The sequence below is a fragment of the Streptococcus sp. SI1 genome, from assembly GCF_030439945.1.
In the GTDB taxonomy this organism is placed as follows: domain Bacteria; phylum Bacillota; class Bacilli; order Lactobacillales; family Streptococcaceae; genus Streptococcus; species Streptococcus intermedius.
The window spans coordinates 47,617-66,956 of the sequence record NZ_JAQFJE010000002.1 but is presented as its reverse complement, the minus strand read 5'-3'; the positions used below and the strand labels follow the sequence as shown (position 1 = coordinate 66,956).

Annotated in this window: 18 protein-coding genes and 1 riboswitch; of the genes, 5 read left to right on the top strand and 13 right to left on the bottom strand. The window is 36.5% G+C overall.

Annotated features, from left to right (window positions below):
• Positions 1–5: 5 nt before the first annotated feature.
• From PCY10_RS02545 to PCY10_RS02525, 5 genes are all read right to left on the bottom strand, one after another.
• On the bottom strand, positions 6–1,748 hold the full coding sequence (locus tag PCY10_RS02545) for an ABC transporter ATP-binding protein (RefSeq protein ID WP_021002702.1): 1,743 nt from the start codon (positions 1,746–1,748) through the stop codon (positions 6–8).
• Positions 1,748–3,490, bottom strand: coding sequence for an ABC transporter transmembrane domain-containing protein (locus tag PCY10_RS02540; protein ID WP_021002701.1), 1,743 nt, complete (start codon positions 3,488–3,490; stop codon positions 1,748–1,750). Before PCY10_RS02540 ends, PCY10_RS02545 begins: the two co-directional genes overlap by 1 nt.
• Before the next feature lie 95 nt (positions 3,491–3,585).
• The gene (locus tag PCY10_RS02535; protein ID WP_021002700.1) at positions 3,586–4,257 is read right to left on the bottom strand and encodes an MmcQ/YjbR family DNA-binding protein; all 672 of its coding nucleotides are present in this window, start codon (positions 4,255–4,257) and stop codon (positions 3,586–3,588) included.
• 12 nt (positions 4,258–4,269) lie between these two features.
• Positions 4,270–4,902 (bottom strand): copper homeostasis protein CutC, encoded by a 633-nt coding sequence (locus PCY10_RS02530; protein WP_021002699.1) that lies wholly within the window; start codon positions 4,900–4,902, stop codon positions 4,270–4,272.
• Between the two features lie 55 nt (positions 4,903–4,957).
• Positions 4,958–5,821, bottom strand: coding sequence for a GNAT family N-acetyltransferase (locus PCY10_RS02525; RefSeq protein ID WP_021002698.1), 864 nt, complete (start codon positions 5,819–5,821; stop codon positions 4,958–4,960).
• A gap of 143 nt (positions 5,822–5,964) precedes the next feature.
• Here PCY10_RS02525 and PCY10_RS02520 point away from each other — a divergent pair, with 143 nt between their 5' ends.
• Both PCY10_RS02520 and PCY10_RS02515 read left to right on the top strand, forming a co-directional pair.
• Positions 5,965–6,489 carry an ECF transporter S component gene (locus tag PCY10_RS02520; RefSeq protein WP_021002697.1) on the top strand — a complete coding sequence of 175 codons (525 nt, stop codon included), beginning with the start codon at positions 5,965–5,967 and terminating at the stop codon, positions 6,487–6,489.
• A gap of 38 nt (positions 6,490–6,527) precedes the next feature.
• Positions 6,528–7,037, top strand: a complete 510-nt coding sequence (locus PCY10_RS02515; protein WP_003072627.1) for a transcription repressor NadR — start codon at positions 6,528–6,530, stop codon at positions 7,035–7,037.
• A gap of 59 nt (positions 7,038–7,096) precedes the next feature.
• On the opposite strand, the gene kphA is transcribed toward PCY10_RS02515, so the two are convergent.
• From kphA to ligA, 5 genes are all read right to left on the bottom strand, one after another.
• Entirely contained in the window at positions 7,097–7,336 is a 240-nt protein-coding gene (kphA, locus tag PCY10_RS02510) for an RNA-binding protein KphA (RefSeq protein ID WP_003072626.1), read from the bottom strand.
• Positions 7,337–7,355: 19 nt separating this feature from the next.
• Positions 7,356–7,628 carry a 30S ribosomal protein S16 gene (rpsP, locus tag PCY10_RS02505; protein ID WP_003076473.1) on the bottom strand — a complete coding sequence of 91 codons (273 nt, stop codon included), beginning with the start codon at positions 7,626–7,628 and terminating at the stop codon, positions 7,356–7,358.
• A 116-nt stretch (positions 7,629–7,744) separates the two neighbouring features.
• Complete coding sequence (gene pulA, locus PCY10_RS02500) at positions 7,745–10,045, bottom strand: type I pullulanase (RefSeq protein WP_021002696.1); 2,301 nt, start codon at positions 10,043–10,045, stop codon at positions 7,745–7,747.
• 13 nt (positions 10,046–10,058) lie between these two features.
• The gene (locus PCY10_RS02495; RefSeq protein WP_003076850.1) at positions 10,059–11,018 is read right to left on the bottom strand and encodes a diacylglycerol kinase family lipid kinase; all 960 of its coding nucleotides are present in this window, start codon (positions 11,016–11,018) and stop codon (positions 10,059–10,061) included.
• 8 nt (positions 11,019–11,026) lie between these two features.
• A complete protein-coding gene (gene ligA, locus PCY10_RS02490; protein WP_021002695.1) occupies positions 11,027–12,985 on the bottom strand; it encodes an NAD-dependent DNA ligase LigA in 1,959 nt (652 codons plus the stop codon).
• 304 nt (positions 12,986–13,289) lie between these two features.
• Between ligA and PCY10_RS02485 the strand changes: the two genes are divergently transcribed.
• Both PCY10_RS02485 and PCY10_RS02480 read left to right on the top strand, forming a co-directional pair.
• Entirely contained in the window at positions 13,290–14,237 is a 948-nt protein-coding gene (locus tag PCY10_RS02485; protein WP_021002694.1) for a 2-dehydropantoate 2-reductase, read from the top strand.
• A 24-nt stretch (positions 14,238–14,261) separates the two neighbouring features.
• Positions 14,262–15,311, top strand: coding sequence for a PTS sugar transporter subunit IIC (locus PCY10_RS02480; RefSeq protein ID WP_003072620.1), 1,050 nt, complete (start codon positions 14,262–14,264; stop codon positions 15,309–15,311).
• Positions 15,312–15,367: 56 nt separating this feature from the next.
• On the opposite strand, the gene PCY10_RS02475 is transcribed toward PCY10_RS02480, so the two are convergent.
• A complete protein-coding gene (locus PCY10_RS02475; RefSeq protein WP_003072618.1) occupies positions 15,368–15,877 on the bottom strand; it encodes a QueT transporter family protein in 510 nt (169 codons plus the stop codon).
• Positions 15,875–15,984: riboswitch (PreQ1 riboswitch) on the bottom strand. (Overlaps the previous gene by 3 nt.)
• Before the next feature lie 28 nt (positions 15,985–16,012).
• On the opposite strand from PCY10_RS02475, the gene PCY10_RS02470 reads away from it, so the two are divergent.
• Entirely contained in the window at positions 16,013–16,456 is a 444-nt protein-coding gene (locus tag PCY10_RS02470) for a GtrA family protein (protein WP_021002693.1), read from the top strand.
• Positions 16,457–17,186: 730 nt separating this feature from the next.
• Here the strand turns inward: PCY10_RS02470 and PCY10_RS02465 are convergent.
• Positions 17,187–18,532, bottom strand: a protein-coding gene (locus PCY10_RS02465) for an IS3 family transposase (protein ID WP_164503716.1) whose coding sequence is annotated in 2 segments (ribosomal slippage) — positions 17,187–18,094 and positions 18,094–18,532 — 1,347 coding nt in all. Because the reading frame shifts where the segments join, the coding sequence is not laid out codon by codon here.
• A 99-nt stretch (positions 18,533–18,631) separates the two neighbouring features.
• Complete coding sequence (locus tag PCY10_RS02460; RefSeq protein ID WP_021002690.1) at positions 18,632–19,339, bottom strand: B3/4 domain-containing protein; 708 nt, start codon at positions 19,337–19,339, stop codon at positions 18,632–18,634.
• Between the last annotated feature and the right edge of the window lies 1 nt (position 19,340).

The following is a 19,340-nucleotide window of genomic DNA, read 5'->3' as shown; positions in this document are numbered from 1 at the left end:
AGAAATCACTCCTCTCCCATCATACCTGCTTGAAGTTGGTACATTTTATAATAAGTACCTTTGAGAGCTAAGAGTTCCTCGTGAGTACCAGATTCAATAATTCGGCCTTGCTCCATAACATAAATACAATTGGCATCTTGAATGGTAGATAACCGGTGAGCGATGGCAATGGTCGTTCGTCCTTGACGCATTTTTCTCAAAGAAGATTGAATCAGTTCTTCGGTTTCTGAATCAATATTGGCGGTTGCTTCATCCAAAATTAAGATTTTAGGTTTGCTTGCAATTGTTCTAGCGAAAGCTAGCAATTGTCTTTGACCACTCGAAAAAGTCGCTCCTCTCTCTGTCACTGGGCTATTGTAGTTTGCAGGTAGCCGACTGATAAAGTCATGCGCATCAACAAATTTAGCAGCTTCTACAATCTCTTCTCTCCCTAGATTTTCTTGATACATTTTAATATTAGAAGCAATGGTACCATGATAAAGAAACGGTTCTTGAAGAACTAAGCCAATATTTCGGCGCAATTCAGATTGACTGTAATCTTTAATATTTTTATCATCAATTAAAATTTCACCTCTTTCAAACTCATAAAAACGTAAAAAGAGATTAATGATAGAAGACTTGCCCGACCCAGTCGCACCGACAAAAGCAATTGTCTCCCCCTGTTTGACCGAAAATGAGATATTCCTAAGAATATCATGCTTGCCATCATAAGAAAAAGAAACATGACGAAATTCAATCTTTCCATCTGTAATCTCTAGCGGTAAATTGGTTTGCTTCGGTTCATAATCCTTACGGTCCATGATTTCAAAAACGCGGCCTGCAGCTACCATAGATGTTTGCAAAACAGAATAATTCTGCATCAAATCAATCAAAGGATTAAAAAGCTGATTGACATATTGGATAAAGGCATACATAACTCCGGCTGTTACTCCTGCAATTTTCCAAGTAAAACCAAAATAAGCTAAAATGACCGCATAAGCTAAAATTTTCAACAAAGACATGGCTGGCCGCAGAAAAAGGCTATTAATATTAAGATAGCGAACTGTATAATCCAAATGCTCACCGTTAATAGTTTCAAATTCCTTTATTAAGCGATTTTCTTGACCAAATGCCTGAATAATACGCATTCCCTCAATACTTTCAGAAAGTTTAACATTCAAATCGCTTAGTTTACTTCTGACAAGCTTGAGGAGACGATTAGATAAGCGTTGATAAACCAAAATGGAACCTAACATGACTGGCAAAAAGAGTACAATAAGACCTGTCAATCGCCAATTCAAGCTAAACATCGTCACCAATGTTACAACAAAAATAAAAACAGAGCTTAAAAAACTTGAAAAGATACTACTAAACATATCCGCTACTGCTTGTGTATCATTTGTCAAACGGGAGACAATCGCTCCTGCTGGGGTCTGATCAAAATAGACCATCCCTAAATGCTCAATATTTTCAAAACTTTCTTGACGCAAATCGCGAACAATGCTATGTGCCACACGCGCAAAAGAATATTGTCCCAAGAAAGTAAATAACACTCGCAAAAGAAAAAGAGCATAGTACATAATCAGAACATAAAAACCTGTCATAATCTGATAACGACTAATAAAATGGTCAATAAAATAGCGAGCTAAAAGTGGCAAAGTTGTCGTTACCAAGGTTGTCACAAAGATGAAAACGAGCGCCAAAATGCTAATCCATTTATAACGCCACATATAAGTTAGAAGGCGATAAAAGGTTACTTGTTTTCTCATTATCGATCCTCCTTTAGATTTTCTGCCAATTGTTGTTTATGATAAGTTTGTGCATACCAACCATTTTGAGTTAATAACTCTTGGTGAGTACCCCGTTCTTTAATTCGTCCATTTTCCATCACTAAAATCAAATCTGCATGAACAATTGCTGATAGACGGTGCGCAGTGATAATGGTTGTTTTATCGTCTCTTTCTGTTTTGAGGTTTTCCAAAATCAAATGCTCTGTTTTAGCATCAACAGCAGATAAAGAGTCGTCCAATATTAAAATATCTGGTTTAAGAACAAGTGCTCGACTCATTGCTAAACGTTGCTTTTGACCTCCTGAAAGCGACACCCCACGTTCACCGACAATCGTATGAAAGCCTGCTGGCATGGCAAGAATATCCTCATAAAGACCACAAAGTTTACTAGCTTGAATCACTTCGTCATCTGACAAATCTGGATTTGCAAAACGAATATTGTCCGCAATTGACATTGCAAAAAGAACCTGCTCCTGCGGCACATAGCCAATTAAGCTCCGTAAATCATTTAAAGTATAATCTCGAATGTCATGATTATTCAGACAAATAGCACCTTCCTGAATATCCTGTTCTCTCATAAGCAAGCGCAAAAGCGTCGTCTTGCCAGAACCTGTTTGTCCTACGATTCCTAACGTTTGCCCTTTTTCTAACGAAAAGTGAACATTGGACAAAGTTGCTGTTTCCTCATAAGAAAAACGTTTAATATCATAGACTAAGCGACCGTTTTGGATAGGGGAAACAGAGCTTTTTGTCTCTTTGACATCAGATTTTTCTGCTAACAGTCGCTCAATCCGCTCATAAGAAACTTCCCCCCTCTGGCTAATATTAAAAAGATAACCCATTGCCTGCAAAGGCCACACTAACATATCCAGATAAGTGATAAATGTTACTAATTCTCCAACTGTAAATTGTCCTCTAGAGATGAACAGTCCACCAAAAATCAAGGTTAAAGCATAAGATAAGCCGATGAAAATCAACACCATAGGGTCAAATAGGGAATTGTATTTTGCGGCTAAAATATTTTTCTCATAGACACCCTGATTTATTTTTGCAAAAGATTGACTTTCTGCCGTTTGATAGCCAAATGATTTAGTCACTTTAATCCCCGAAACACTTTCCTGCACCTTATTGTTCAAATCAGAAAAAGCTTCTTGGGCTGCCTTAAAACTCTCATGATTTTTTCGCCCAATTAGACTCGTTCCCCAAGAAAGAAATGGCAATGGTAAGGTGGCAATCAAAGTCAGGCGCCAGTCTAAAACAAAAAACATAGTCAACAGCGTTACCAGAGCTGTGATTGTGGCATCTACTGCCGACATAACGCCTCCACCTGCCACGCTCACAACTGCATTAATATCATTTGTTGCATGCGCCATCAAATCTCCTGTTCGATATTTTTGATAAAAAGACGGAGACATTTTAGTAAAATGTTCAAAGAGACGAGAGCGCAAAATTCGCCCCAAATGATTTGCTGTGCCAAAAATGTAGAGACGCCAAAGATAACGAAGAGTATACATAATAAAAGCCGAAGCAAGCAAAACCGAAAGATTTAAAACTAATTGGTTTGATGTTAGATTTCGACTAGCAATACGGTCAATTACCACACCAATTACTCTAGGGGGGATTAAATTAAAAACACTAACCAAAGATAAGGCTAGAATTCCAATTATATACCGCTTTCTCTCTAGCTTGAAAAACCAACCTAATTTTCTGATAAGATTCATATTCTCTCCTCAATTATTGCTGATTACCATTATACACTATTTTTCATAATTACTAGAAAAAACAAAACACAGTCAGTGCAAGCTAACTGTATTTCTCATTTCTTTTTGGTTAATGTAAAACTTTCGTCCAAAAGAGCAAAAAGTTCTGTATCTCTTAAAGTGTCATCCAAGGGCAGGCTAAGCCAATATTTTTTGTTCATGTGAAAGGCTGGGTAAATTCCCTTACTCTGAATTAGCTCTACCACATGGTCATTCTTAACATTAAGCACCTCAATAGTACCACTTCGATCTACTTCAAACTTAGACCAATCTGTAGTCAGAAAGGCTCCATACCATTTTTTACTGTCCTGATGACGGAAAACTCCAGCTTTGGTAGAACTCTTCCTGGAAGACTTCTCCCAGAGGTATTCTAGCTTTCCATCATAGGTTTTTGCAACATAATCTTGCAAGCGGCCACTCTGTTTATAAAGAAAGCCAACTTCGTCAAAACAGTTAGTTCGAATCATCAGGAAAATCTCTTGACAAGCTTCACGAACCTGTCCAACAAATTCACCCGTCATCTGCTCCATTTTGACTTGTACATATTCATCGCCTGTTTCTTGATCCACTACCTGATAAGTTAACTCTTCACCCTGTAATTGAATTCGCAAACAAAAATCACCATTCATTATTTTTTGAGAATAAACAAACCCTTTTTCCTTTTTTTTAAAACCCAAAATCTGTAATTTTTCTAGATTCGCTTGATATTTCTCAAATATCTCTAACATGTTCTTCACTTTCTAAAATACAATTTTGGTGCCATGAAGTTGGTTCACGCCAAGATTTGCGATAATTTCATCACGATTATTAACCGTAATACCACCTCCCGGTAAGATTTCAATTCGACCAGCTGCATGTTTTATCAAAGTATTTAACCAGAGAAAATGATTGCGGATTGGCTCTGTAGCTACTCCTCCATGAGTTAAAATTCTACTCACACCATGTTCGATTAACCAATCTATTGTACTGAACTGCTGTTCCTTTGGAATAGCATCAAAAGCCATGTGAAAGACGATCTCTAATCCTTGAGCAGCTTCTACCAACTTTTCCATTTTGAGATAATCAATTTTATCAGCAACTGTCAATGCACCAAAAACTACACCATGTGTACCAGCTCTGCGAGCCATTTGAATATCCTCTAACATAATTTTCATTTCTAAATCATTGTATACAAAATCTCCTCCACGTGGACGAATCATCGTCATAACAGTTGCATGGTAAGGACCCACTAACTCTACAGCTGCTTTTATGACACCATAGCTAGGCGTCGTTCCACCCGCCGCTAGATTATCACAAAGCTCAACCCTTCGAGCACCTGTTTGCATGGCTTTTTCCAAATCAGTCACGTTTTCTGCACAAAATTCATAAATCATTTTTGACCTCTTCTATATGAAACTGTTTTCTTGACCATTATAACACAATCTTTATTTATTCCTCAAATTCTTTTGAGACTCGTTGACACCAATCTAACCAATTTTTCTTGTAATCCGACACAGACAAAATCCGATTTTCTAAATCTTTTATTGTAGCAATACCTATTTTGTCACAAACTTGAAGACAATAGGAATAGAACTCCCAATTTAAATCGTCTTTTTCTGCATAAACTGGAATCTCTTCAAAACCAGCTTGATAAGCTATAAATGCTCTACTGTGTCCATCAGTAAAAAAGATTTTTTCTTGGAAGCGCTTAATTGGCAAGGGTTTTAAACTACTTATGTTCTTTGTATCAAACCATGTCTGAACCTGCTTTAGTTTCTCTTCTGAAAGATAAAATTGATTTGGTTGAATAGCTGATAAAGGAAGCAGTAAATCCAAAGCATAGCGATGTCCTTTTTCAGTCTTTTCTATGGGATAAAATCCTACCGATTCAAACATCTTTTTAGAAGCAGTATTGTAATCATAAATTTCTCGAACATACAAACGTTCATAGCCCAGCTGACGTCCACGTTCAATTAATGCTTGAACAATGGTCTTCCCGATTCCCTGACCACGATAATCTGAGTTACCAATAACAATAGGCATATCCTCTTGCCAAAAACTTACATCACCAATTGGCATCCAATTTTCATTTATCAGAATCTCAATAAAATACACTTCTCCATGCTGAGTAAGATAGTCATACATTTTCTTGATTCGCTGAAGTGTATAAGGCTCTCTACTATCATCAATCAAATGGATTACATCAAGGTCTTGATACCAAGAAAAAGCGAGGTGAGCTTGTCCATCATACTTTCGCAAACGTAAGGAAGAATCAATGGAAATATACTCTGGTTGTTTCTTTACATCTATCATAATATTCTCCTCTTACTGACATTCTAACAGAAATTACACAGATTGTTTAGGAATTCTGTCCTATTCTATCAAAATTTTCTCTTGACATTATCTGAAAAAACAGTATACTATACTTGTGTATATACAGTTAAAAGGAGAAAATTATGAAACCTAAAACAAAAAACCAATTTATAACTCTCACAGCTCTTTTAACAGCGCTAGCTATTGTCATTCCGATGGTTATGCCTGCAAAAATTATTATTCCACCCGCTTCTTATACGTTAGCAAGCCATGTCCCTATCTTTTTAGCTATGTTTATCTCACCTTTGATGACTTTAGTCGTTATTTTAGGTTCCACCTTTGGATTCTTAGCAGCTGGTTATCCTATTGTTATTGTTCTTCGCGCCTTATCTCATCTCTTCTTCGGATTGTTAGGTGCTCTTTACCTTAGAAAATATCCTAAAACTTTAGATAAACCAATTCAAACTTGGATACTAAATATTGTTCTTGCTTTCGTTCATGCGATTGCTGAAGTTCTTGCTTGTCTCGTCTTTTACGCCTCTACTTCTTTTCCAGAAAATATGTTTTACCTTCTCTTCATTCTCGTAGGTGTTGGAACAATTATTCATAGCATCGTTGACTTTATCATTGCACAATTTATTTATAAGACTCTACAAAAAATCCGTTAAATCTTGAATAATTAACGGATTTATTCTACAATGAATTTATGATAAAACAAAGAAGAACTAATTTATTACAACTTTTAAAAAATGCAGAAACTCCTTTAAATGGTCAAATTCTAGCAGAAAAATTCAATGTTACGCGCCAAATTATTGTTCAAGATATTGCCGTTCTTCGAGCTGATGGTGCTCCTATTATTAGCACAAATCGAGGCTATATTTACAAAATGAATGATACTGTTAAATATTACCACCAGCTTTTTAAAGTCAAGCACACAATCGAAGATATCGAAACAGAATTGTTGGCAATCGTAGACAATGGCGGACGAGTCCAAAATATTATGGTGGAGCATCCTGTTTATGGGGAAATCCAAACGTATCTGAAATTAACTTGTCGCAGAGATGTCCAACATTTTATCCAACAAATTCATGAAAGTAATTTTCGAGGTTTATCTGAATTGACAGATGGTATTCATTATCATTTGGTTGAAGCCGATTCGCAGCAAGATTTAGATTATATCGAAAAAGCACTAGAAAATTTAGGTTTTCTACTGTAAAATATACACAAGTCATTTTAAGGATAGATTTCAAAAAATAGAGCCACTAAGGCTCTATTTTATTTTTCGTCAATAACAATTCTAACTTTTTTATCTTCGGTTGGAACAGAGTAAACAATCGTTCTTATCGCAGAAATTGTGCGACCTTTACGACCAATTACACGTCCAACATCGCTAGGATCAAGATCTAAATGATATTCCAAGAATTCTGGTGTATCTTCAATCCTAATCGTTAAAGCATCTGGTTGTGAAATCAGCGGTTTCACTATCGCAATAATAAGATTTTCAATCGTGTCCATGGTTAACCTGCACTTCTATTTATTTAGAGTATTTAGAATCGTGAAATTTTTTCATTACGCCAGCTTTTGAAAGAATGTTACGAACTGTATCAGAAGGTTGAGCACCTTTCGACAACCAGTCAAGAACACGATCTTCTTTCAAAGTAACTTGATTTTCAGCAACAAGTGGATTGTAAGTTCCAACTGTTTCGATGAAACGTCCGTCACGAGGTGAACGTGAATCTGCTACGTTAATACGATAGTAAGGTTTTTTCTTAGAACCCATACGAGTTAAACGAATTTTAACTGCCATTTTTAAAATTTCTCTTTTCTCTTTTTATTTTTAGGTATAGCAGAGCTACTACCAACGTACTCTATCATATCACAAGTAAGAATAGGTGTCAAGAAAAAAACTTGACATCTTTAAATTTACCACTCTACAACTTCAAAGACTGTCGCTGTCAAATCTTCAACAAAAGAATCACTAACTTGGCGACTATTACCAGCTACAAGTCTCAAATTGCCAATATCTTCAATGTTGTAACTTTGGCCGCTTGCATTGAAGATAATGAGATAATATTTCTCATCTTTCACCTCAAAAATGACAATCCCACTTCCTGAATGAGCTGAGTGCACAAAGACGTGCTGGTAAATGTCTTCATAATGTTGATAAGAAAATTCTTTTGTCATAGTTTTTAAATGGATAATCTTTTTGATGTAGTCAATACTTTCTTGGTGATCAGCTATCAAATCCCAATTTACCTGATTAACAGTATCAGGAGCATTATAACTATTCATAGCACGTTCATAATCTTCCTGAATAGTTTGACCATTTTCTCCAGTTGCTACTAGCTTGCTACGTGAAAATTCCTGTCCTAGTTCCATAAAACTCATACCTTGCAACAGCAAATTCATCGCAGTCGCCAATTCAATTCGTTTGGTACGAGTCAAGTCATCATCATCTGGATGTAGTTCCACTAACAAGTCATGCAAATTGTAATTATCATGCGCTTCGACATAATTCACAACTTGTTTCGGTTCCAAATAAACTCCCAGTTCATTACTTCCTAAAATTGCTTTAGCAACAATTGATTCTGTTGCCTCTCCACTTACAAAACCAGCTTTTAAGCCCCCATAGACCTCCGCTCCTTTAATAGCATCACGTTCAGTGTCATTGAAAAAACCAATATTTGGTAATTCAAAAGCGTTGTCTTTCTTAGCTTTATCAAGAGGAAGTAACCCGGTTCCCATATCCCAACCTTCACCATAAGTCAGGATTTGGGGATCGATCTCATCCAAAGCTTCTCGAATCTGACGCATGGTTTCAATATCATGAATTCCCATCAAATCAAAACGAAAACCATCTATATTATACTCATTGGCCCAATAAAGAATCGAATCAATCATATATTTTCGGAACATCTCGTGTTCACTAGCTGTTTCATTCCCCACGCCTGTCCCATTTTGGAAAGAGCCATCTGGATTCATCCGATAGTAATAATCTGGCACTGTAGCTTGAAAAGGCGAATCATAAGTAGAGTAACTATGATTGTACACAACATCTATCACCACAGAAACACCTGCATCATGATAAGCTTGAATCATCGTTTTCAAATCCCGCATTCCTTGAGAAGGATTTGTTGGATCTGTTGAAAAACTCGTTTCTGGAGCATTGTAATTCTGAGGGTCATAACCCCAGTTATAAGCCACATTCCCATCTTGATCATAGTCTTTATGTCGATCAGAGATCGGCTGTAATTGTACGACATTGACACCTAAAGATTGGATATAGTCAAATCCTGTCGCCTGCCCCATTCTATTTTTAGTCCCTCTCTGACAGGCACCTAAAAAGGTCCCTCGATATTTTTTAGAAACACCAGAACTACTAGATTTCGTCAGGTCTCGTACATGCATTTCATAAATAACAGCCTGACAAGGATTTTCCAAACGCCAAATTGCTTGTTGTCCTTGCTTTACTTGAAAATGTTTAGGGTTTCGCTCTGTAGGTGATAAAACGACAGAACGAAATCCATCCTCAGTCGTTGCTTCTGCGTATGGATCGCGCGTCAATGTTTTGTGAGACTCAAACTCTAACTGATATTGATAAGCTCTACCTGACAAATCATCCAAAATCACCCTAGACCAAATCCCAATTGTATTTTCAGAATGATCTTTTGAAAACCTCTTCCCTCTTTGCAACTCATAAATTTTCCAAATTTCCGAATTATTACTGCTATTCTTATATACCACTAACTGCACTTTTTTAGCGGTTGGTGCCCAAAGTTTAAATTCAGCTGTTTGACCATCAAAACGGCAACCTAGCCAACCTTGGTAACCCCAATGCTGATCAAAATGCTTGCTATCTAAAGCCATATCAAAAGCATGAGAATCTCGCTTTGCATAATACGGACTAGCTATAGCAGCTTGCCTAGAATAATAAACTTGCTTATCTCCTTCAATAATCCAGATTTCCGTCACCAGATGAGGAGGTAATAACTGAATGGAATAGTCAACCGACTGGTGAGACCAATCAATTGTTTTTACAATGACATGCGCATAATCTAAAGCATGATGGCTCTTATACGACAAATTCCCTTGAATACCAAAATCATCTCTTTGAAAAAAAGAAGCTTCTTCTCCCCATTTATTCATTTGCCATTTCCACATATTATAAGCTGTATAATTACCTAATTGATTGTGGTAATGGATTAAGACACGATAGTCTAACATCATATTCTCCTGATTATTCCCTATTTTCTAATGACAAAGCACTATCACTAATCTCATCAATATTTGCAAAAAACTCTAAATGGTTATGAAGAACTTCTAACTCAACAGGAGTGTCTCCACCATATTCACCATCCAAATTTAACATGAATGGTGCCTTTTTATCTAAAACTTCTAATTTTAATTTACTCGTTTTTAAATATTCTACATTTGCATCAGTCACATGCTGACCACCATTGATTGCTTGAATCATCAATGCTAACATGTCAAATAACCTTGCTGTTTTCACCAAAATCAAGGTGAAATTACCATCATCCAATACTGTATCTGGTGCCAATTTTTCAAAACCGCCAATTGAATTGGTCAAGGCAGCAAAGATTAAAGAAACTTTACCTTCAAACACACCATGGTCATGTTCAATATGCACCTTACGTAATTTAGATTTTGGCAGCATTTCTGCTCCTTTTGCAACATAGGCAAGATAACCCAGACGCGATTTAACTTCGCTTGGAACACTATATGTTAATTCTGTCAAAGTCCCTGCTGCAGCAATATTGATAAAATATTTTTTTCCATAAGCTTGACCGATATCCATTTTTATGGTTTGATCTTTTTCAATAATCCGAGCAGCTGCTACTGGATCTCCCATTGGAATCTTGAGAGCACGCGCATAGTCATTGGTTGTACCAGTAGGAATAAACGCCAACTTGGGACGGTTTTCCAATGGTGCCACGCCATTAACCACTTCGTTAATCGTTCCATCGCCACCAGCTGCCACAATTAAATCAAATCCTGCTTTGGCTGCTCTCTCTGCTTCGTTTTGAGCTGATAAAGGAGCGGGTGTTGTTTGATAAGCACTTGTTTCATAACCCACATCTTCTAAAACGTCTAAAACTTCTGCGATATTTTTTTTAATAATTTCCTGACCAGAGGTCGGATTATAAATCAATCGTGCTCTTTTTCTAGCTGTTTCCATACAAACCTCTACAAGTTCTCAAGCCAAGATTCATCACGAATGTCAATTCCTAACTCTTGAGCTTTTGTTAATTTACTTCCTGCATCTGCTCCAGCAACGACGAAACTTGTTTTTTTAGAAACAGAGCTCGTTACCTTTGCACCTAAACTTTCTAATTTTGCTTTTGCTTCTGAGCGATTTAGTCGCTCTAATTTCCCTGTTAACACAACAATTAATCCAGAAAGAGCCGCATCCGCTGAAACCTTTTTACCTAGGTAAGCTAAATTAATTCCCACTTCTTTCAATTCTTCCAATAGAATCTGTGTGCCTTCCTGAGCAAAATAACTAGTTAAGCTTTCTGCAATTACCATTCCTAGGCTATCCAGTGCAGCAACTTCTTCTCTAGTTGCTTTTGCTAACTGCTCCAAGTCATGAAAATGCTCTAGTAAAATCTGACTAGCTTTACTTCCAACATGGCGAATACCTAAGCCGAATAATAATTTCTCAGCAGAATTTTCCTTAGAAGTTTGAATAGCAGTATATAATTTGTTAGCTGATTTTTCCTTAAAATTCTCCAACTGCAACAAATCATTTACAGTCAAACGGTAAATACCAGCCACATCTTTTACCAGTTGCTGATCAAATAACTTTTCAACAACAGCCGGACCAAGACCTGCGATATTCATGGCATCACGACTAGCAAAATGAATTAAACCTTCTTTGATTTGTGCAGGACATCGTGGATTGATACAACGCAAGGCAACCTCATCTTCAAAATGAATCAGTTCACTGCCACAACTCGGACAATACTTAGGAATTTCAATCCTATCCTCTGATTGACGTTTACCTTCAACAACTCTCAAAACAGCAGGGATAATATCACCCGCCTTATAAACGATAACTGTATCGTCTTTACGAATATCTTTTTCAGCAATGTAATCGACATTGTGCAGAGTTGCTCGACTGACTGTCGTACCTGCTAGTTGCACAGGTGTTAGATTAGCAGTCGGTGTAACCACTCCAGTTCGCCCAACCGTCCAATCAACTGATAAAAGTTGAGCTTCTTTTTCTTCGGCCGGGAACTTGTAAGCAATCGCCCATTTAGGTGCTTTTACAGTAAAACCTAACTCCTCCTGCATTGCCAAATCATTTACTTTAACTACAACTCCATCAATATCATAAGGTAATTGTTTCCGTTCTTGATTGATTTTTTCTATGAATTCCCATACTTCATCCATCGAATCAGCCAAAATATACTGCTCATTCACACTAAATCCATTTTTAGATAACTTCTTTAAAACAGCATCTTGGCTCGCCATGTCTGTTGGACTAACTTCTTGATAGAGAAAGGTTGCAAGATTACGTTTGGCCACAATTGCAGTATCTAACTGGCGTAACGTTCCTGCTGCAGCATTTCTTGGATTTGCAAATTCCGGCTCCCCGTTTTCTTGCCGCAATCGGTTCACCCTATCAAAGGAACTACGTGGCATATAACATTCACCACGAACTGTCAGATTTACAGCGGTTGGCAAGACTAATGGAATATCTTTGACTCTTTTTAAATTTTCTGTGATATTTTCTCCGACAGAGCCGTCTCCCCGAGTGGCTCCTGCAACCAAAATGCCATTTTCATACATAAGAGAAATGGAGAGACCGTCAATTTTTAACTCGCACAGATAACTCACCTTTGGAAAATCTTTGCGAATCCGTACATCAAATGCCTCTAACTCTTCACGTGAAAAAGCATCCTGCAAACTATATAGCGGATACTGATGTTGGTATTTTTCAAACCCTTCTAAAACCTTACCACCCACGCGATGAGTTGGGCTATCGGCCTGAACGAGCTCTGGGTATTGCTGTTCTAAATCTAACAATTCATGATATAACCTATCATATTCACTATCTGATACGCTTGGATTATCCGTTGTATAATATTCATGCGCATATTGATTTAGTAGTTTCACCAGTTCTAACATTCTGTCTTTCATATTTCTATTTTATCATAATTCATGCGTTTCTACAGCATTCTTACTAATATTCTTAACAAAAAAATTAGACACATAAAATGAAATAGCATAAAAACTAGAATATCTAAATTTTATAAGCATTCGTAAAATAAGATGTCCTAGAGATTTTATAAATAATTTAATAGAATTTTGCCCTTAGAACTTTATAGATATCTTAATCATTCAAAATTTAATTGAAAAAAAGATATAAAAGAAGTAAAATATATATAGTTCACTTTCTTTTAATAAAGAAAAAATTCGAACAATATACAGGAGGAAGCATATTGTGAATATTACAATTGCAGGTGCTGGTGCTATGGGAAGTCGCTTTGGTCTCATGTTGCATCTAGCAGGACATAAAGTGACTTTAATAGATGGCTGGGAAGAACATGTAAAAGCTATCCAGAAAAACGGCTTACAAGCTAACTTAAATGGTGAACAAATCATCGCTAAATTACCAATTTATCTTCAAAGCGAACTAAAGCCAGCTTTGTCCAGCGATTTAATCATTTTATTTACTAAAGCAATGCAGTTAGAAGCAATGTTAACAGACATTCAGCCATTGATAAAAGAACATACAAATGTTCTCTGTTTATTAAATGGGATAGGACACGAAGAAATCATTGAAAGATATGTGCCAAAAGATCATATCATGATTGGAAATACTATGTGGACAGCAGGTATGGAAGGACCAGGTCAAGTGAAGTTATTCGGAAATGGAACCGTTGCACTGAAAAATCTGGTTTCAGATTCAAAAGCCAAAGATACAGCTGATCACATTGTCGAAATCTTAAATTCTGCTGGATTGAATGCACAGTACTCAGAGGATATTTTACACGCCATTTATAAAAAGGCTTGCGTCAACGGAACAATGAATGGTTTATGTACCATTTTACTTTCTAATATGGCAGACTTCGGTGATACCACTCCCGCTCATACAATTGTTCAACAAATTGTCAATGAATTTGCGGCGGTTGCAAAATATGAAAATGTCGATTTGAATGTTGAGGAAACTGTCGATTACATCGAAAAAAATTGCTACAATCGAGATACAATCGGATTACATCACCCATCAATGTATCAAGATTTGAACGAGCATAATCGTTTAACAGAAATTGATTATATCAACGGAGCTGTCGTACGAAAAGGTCAAAAGCATGGTGTACAAACTCCATATTGCTCCTTCTTGACAGAATTGGTTCACTGCAAAGAACAAATATTAGGCGCTAAATAGTTTGGAAACAGAAAGGGAAATTAGATGGAAACACAAGTACAAGAAAAGATGACAGCAAAAATCTTTGTCAATAAAGTATTGGCAGGGACAGCATTAGGAGTTATTATTGGCTTAATTCCAAACGCTGTTTTATCAGCCATTTTGAAATATTTCAGTACTGTACCAATTGCACAGACTATTATTCATATCGCTGTTATTTTCCAACTAGCAACGCCGTTGATTATTGGTGGATTAATTGCTTTACAATTTGGATTTAAACCCATGCAAATGATGGTCACTGCCGGAGCTGCTTTTGTAGCTTCAGGTGTCGTTACTTTCAATACTGAACTCGGTAAATATGTTGGGGCTGGCACAGGTGATTTGATCAACACTATGTTGACCGCAGCCATCGCAGTTGGTATGCTTATGTTGATTAAAGATCGATTCGGTTCAACAGCTGTGGTAGCTATGCCGATTGTCGTCGGGGTAGGTGCAGCTTTTATCGGCTTACTGCTCTTGCCATTTGTTAAACAAATTACAACTGGCATTGGAGTGGTTATCAATGAATTTACACACTTCCAACCGCTATTGATGTCGATTTTAATTTGTTGTTCATTTGCCTTTATTATCATTTCTCCAATCTCAACCGTAGCTATCGGTTTAGCTATTCAATTAAACGGAATTTCAGCTGGTGCTTCAGCAATGGGAGTTGCTGCTACAGCTGTTGCTTTGGTTGTTCATTCTTGGAAAGTAAATAATTCAGGTGTGACCTTAGCTATTGCTTTAGGAGCTATGAAACTGATGATGCCAAATGTTTTTAAATATCCGATTATTTTAGTTCCGTGTTTGACCACAGCTGTTATATCTGCTATCCCAGTAGCTCTTTTCTCAGTCAGCGGAACTGCTCAGTCAGCAGGTTTTGGTCTCGTTGGTTTGGTTGGGCCATTAGCTTCTATTGATGCGGGACTAAATGTAGCTTTAGCAGTTATTGTATGGCTCATTGTTCCAATTCTTGCAGCTCTGGCAAGTAAAATTATTTTTGAAAAAATCTTGAAATTATATGATTCTTCTGTAGTATTTAAATTCCAAGACTAATAAAAAATCTGTCGAATTTTCGACAGATTTTTTATTAAGTCTGCTATTCAAAGCATTTATTTCCCCAAGTCAATCCGCTTATTTAGCTTGTCCATTAAAATTCCACCAATAATGAGTGAAGCGAACTCTCCTGCTGCAGTCGTAAACCAAGTCAAGAAAAATGGAGCTTTGGCAACAATATATAATTCTGCTGCAATAGTCACCATAGAAAGCGAAAAGAAAATTGCAAAATAAAAAAAGGCTTTACTGATCAATCCATTAAATAGATATTCATTCATATATTTTCTAAAGAAATATACACCCAAACTCAAAAATATCAAGGTCGAGCCACCACCGACAAAGACATCAATAAGCCCAAAACTAAATAAATTAGCAATCATGCAACCTAATGTGACTCCAATAATGTACTTAGGTTTATAAAAAGCCATAAAGTTCATCATTTCCGAAATACGAAATTGATAGGCTCCATAACTAATAGCATTCAGGGGCGGTGTCATTGTGAGTGCTACATAAATCGCAGCAACCAAAGCAATTTGAGCCATATCACGAACAGTAAATTTTTCCATTTTTTCTCCTTTGGCGGCTATAACCGCGTATAATATGCTTGGCGAAAGGAAACTAAGCGCCAAGGACTGTATTGATAACATTAATACAGCCTTTCAAGTATAGCACATTTTTTTTAAATATGATAGAGTAAATATATGAAAAAATATATTATACACTTTTTTGAGAATGAAATTTTGTCTTATTTGTTTTTTGGTGTTGCTACAACTGTTGTTGCTGTTCTTACTCGTATGCTTTGTTACGCTTATACAAGCAATGAATTGCTAGCTACAGCATTGGGAAATATCGCTGGTATCCTCTTTGCCTTTGTGACAAACGATACGATTGTTTTTAAACAAGAAAGAAAAAACTGGTTTTCTCGTTTTATCAAGTTTGTAATTGCACGGATTTCCACCTTTTTACTGGATATGGGACTTACACTTATTTTTGTTACTACTTTTCCAAATATCATCGGCCAGTTTGTTCACCATGATATGAAATTGATCAATACTATTGAAACACTGTTTGCTCAAATCGTTATTATTGTACTCAATTATGTTTTTAGCAAAATATTTGTATTTAAAAATAAATCAAAGAAATAAAAGAGCTTGAAATGAACAGTAAGAAAACTATAGTTGTTCGCAATGTGTGATTCTCCATACCCTTTAAAATTTCGTGTAGCCTCTCATCTTATATTTATCACTATAGTCTTTCGCTGCTGAATCAGTTTTTCTCCAATCTGTGAAGGGGATAATCTCAATGATTCACTCTTAAAATGTAAAAAGAAATTCTCACAAGAGCTAGTCTTATGACAAGCTTCTTTCCCAAAACATGAAATAGGCCTACAATAACTTTGTGACAAGTCAGTGTAAAACCATTTGTATAGTGATTTGCTATTAAGTAAGAAGAACTTAGAAAACTGAGATAAGCGGATAAACTGGACACAGAGTGACCACTTTGCAACCATTCCCTGCTTGATAAAAGGGGCTATTCTCAGAAAGTGAGGATAGCCCTTAAGATTTTAAAATATCATTCTCCATGCGTAGACAAGCATTTTATTCTTTGTTTATCTTAGGATTTACAAACTCTTAAATCCTGTTTGAGGAACTCGGGATTTTCATGATATTTTCTTGTTCAATTTCAAATTTGGCTATCTGCTTTTTAAGCTATATTCTTAACAATAGAGGACATCCTTTCGCTTTGATAACTAACTACCTGTAATTTAAATTTAGAGAAATATTTTGTAAATTTCCGTTCTTTTTAGCCACAAAAAAAAGAACCTCCTTATATAATTTTACACTGTGTACTGACCCCAAAAAGTTGGACAATTAATTATTGAAAGGATTTAGTCCTGTATTGCACAGGGCTAAGTCCTTTTAGTTTGACTTTAATCCGTTTGTTATTGTAATAATCTATATAATTAATAATGGCTTGTTTCAGCTCTTCAAGTGACTTAAAGGTTTTCTCAAAACCATAAAACAGTTCTGATTTTAAGATACCAAAGAAGGATTCCATCATGCCGTTGTCTGGGCTGTTGCCTTTACGGGACATAGATGGACGAATCCCTTTTTGACGAAGAAATTCATGATAAAACTGGTGTTGGTATTGCCAGCCTTGGTCACTATGAAGAATTGTATGTTCATAATAATCATCTGGAAAAGCTTGCGTTAACATCAGTTTGACTTGTTCTAAATTTGGTGAGGTCGATAGATGATAAGCAATAATCTCGCTATTATAACCATCTAAAATTGGTGATAGGTATAATTTTTGGGAACTGGCTGGTATGGCGAATTCCGTAATGTCTGTATAGCACTTTTCGTATGGTTTTGAAGCTTCAAACTGACGCTGGATGAGATTATCAGCCTTCTTGCCAACCTCGCCCTTATAAGATGAGTACTTACGTTTACGCCGAATGCGTGCAGTCAAATTCATGAGTTTCATTAAGCGTTGTACTTTTTTGTGGTTGGCCAAAAAGCCTTGGTTTCTTAGTTCCAAAGTAATCTGACGATAGCCATAATTGCCTTTGTGCTCATCATAAATCGCCTTGACTTTAGCTTTAAGTTCCTTGTCTTTGTCTACTTGTTTAAGTTGGTTGATATGATAATAATAACTCGAACGAGGTAAGTCTAAAATATCAAATAATAACGTTAAAGCAAACTCATCTTTTAATTCTTGGATGATTCTTGTTGCTTTTCGCGCTCTGCCTGGTCTCTCAATCGGTAATCTCTCAACCTTTTTAGCACGGCGTTCTCCGCTCTAAGGTATTCCAGTTCTTTTTGAAGTCGCTCTAGCTCTGTCATCTCTTCAGTCTTCTTTTTTGGCTTGCGTCCCATTGTTGGTCTCCCTCTTGTTTTCTCAACAATAGTATACCCGTTTTTCTTGTATTCCGCTATCCATCTTGAAAGCATACTAGGGGTTGGTAAGGCATAGTCTAAGGCAACTTGATTTCGTGATTGACCATCAATCAAAACCTTATCGATCATTTTCTGCTTTAACTCGGAAGAATAAGAGTTATTTTTAGTTCGTTTAATAATCTCTATTCCATACCTATCTATGAGTTTTATCATGTACTTGAGATTGGCTTTATCTAAACTGTATAGTTGACTGATTCGAGTCCATGACACACCACCCTTTTTCAGCTCATAGATAGTTACTTTATCTTTATAAGTTAATTTCATCAAAAAAACACCCCAATCGTTAGATTTTGTGTCTAACTTTTGGGGTGCAGTTCACTGTCCATTACATGATAGGTGGTTCTGTTTAAAAGCTTTTTATTTTTACATTTCTACGCTTGGTTGATTTATTGTCAGATTAGTAATTTCCCCTTTCACACCAAAATAATCTTCAACTAAACTTTTCAATTCATTCATAGCTACTTGCGCACGCTTTGCTTGATCTTCATTAATCGCTTCAATGACTAATACCGCATCCGTTGTCCCTTCCGTTAACATCGTTCGTTGTGCTTCCCTCCAGTTAAAACAACGACAAACAGCTCCTTCATCATCATAATAGATGATTTCTTCTGGAAGAGCCGGTGCATTCGTCTCTGCGCCAAGCGGAAAGAAAGCCTCTCCTCCCTCTGCTTTGCCAAGATGTAAATCGCCTTGAATTTTAGCCATATCTTCACCCCCACAAGGAACAGCATGGGAAAGTGATACGCTATTATAAAGATCCACCAACGGATTGATTGGATTGAACTCACGACCTTGACTTACCCTTTTTAAAAGAGCCTCAATAGAAGAACGAGCGCCTTTTTTAGTTCTAAACTTACTAAAAGCATTACGCCATTCTTGAATCACAATATTTTGAGTAAACGTGTCATCTTCAATAAAAGTTTCTGCTCGCTTACTTCCCTTATTTAATAAAGATTTAAAATAAGTATCCTTACTTTCATCAACACTATTATCCAATCCTTTAGCTACCATAATACTAATTTGTGCTTGAGGAAATAACTCCCAAAATTCCTTTTCAACTATGACTTTCATT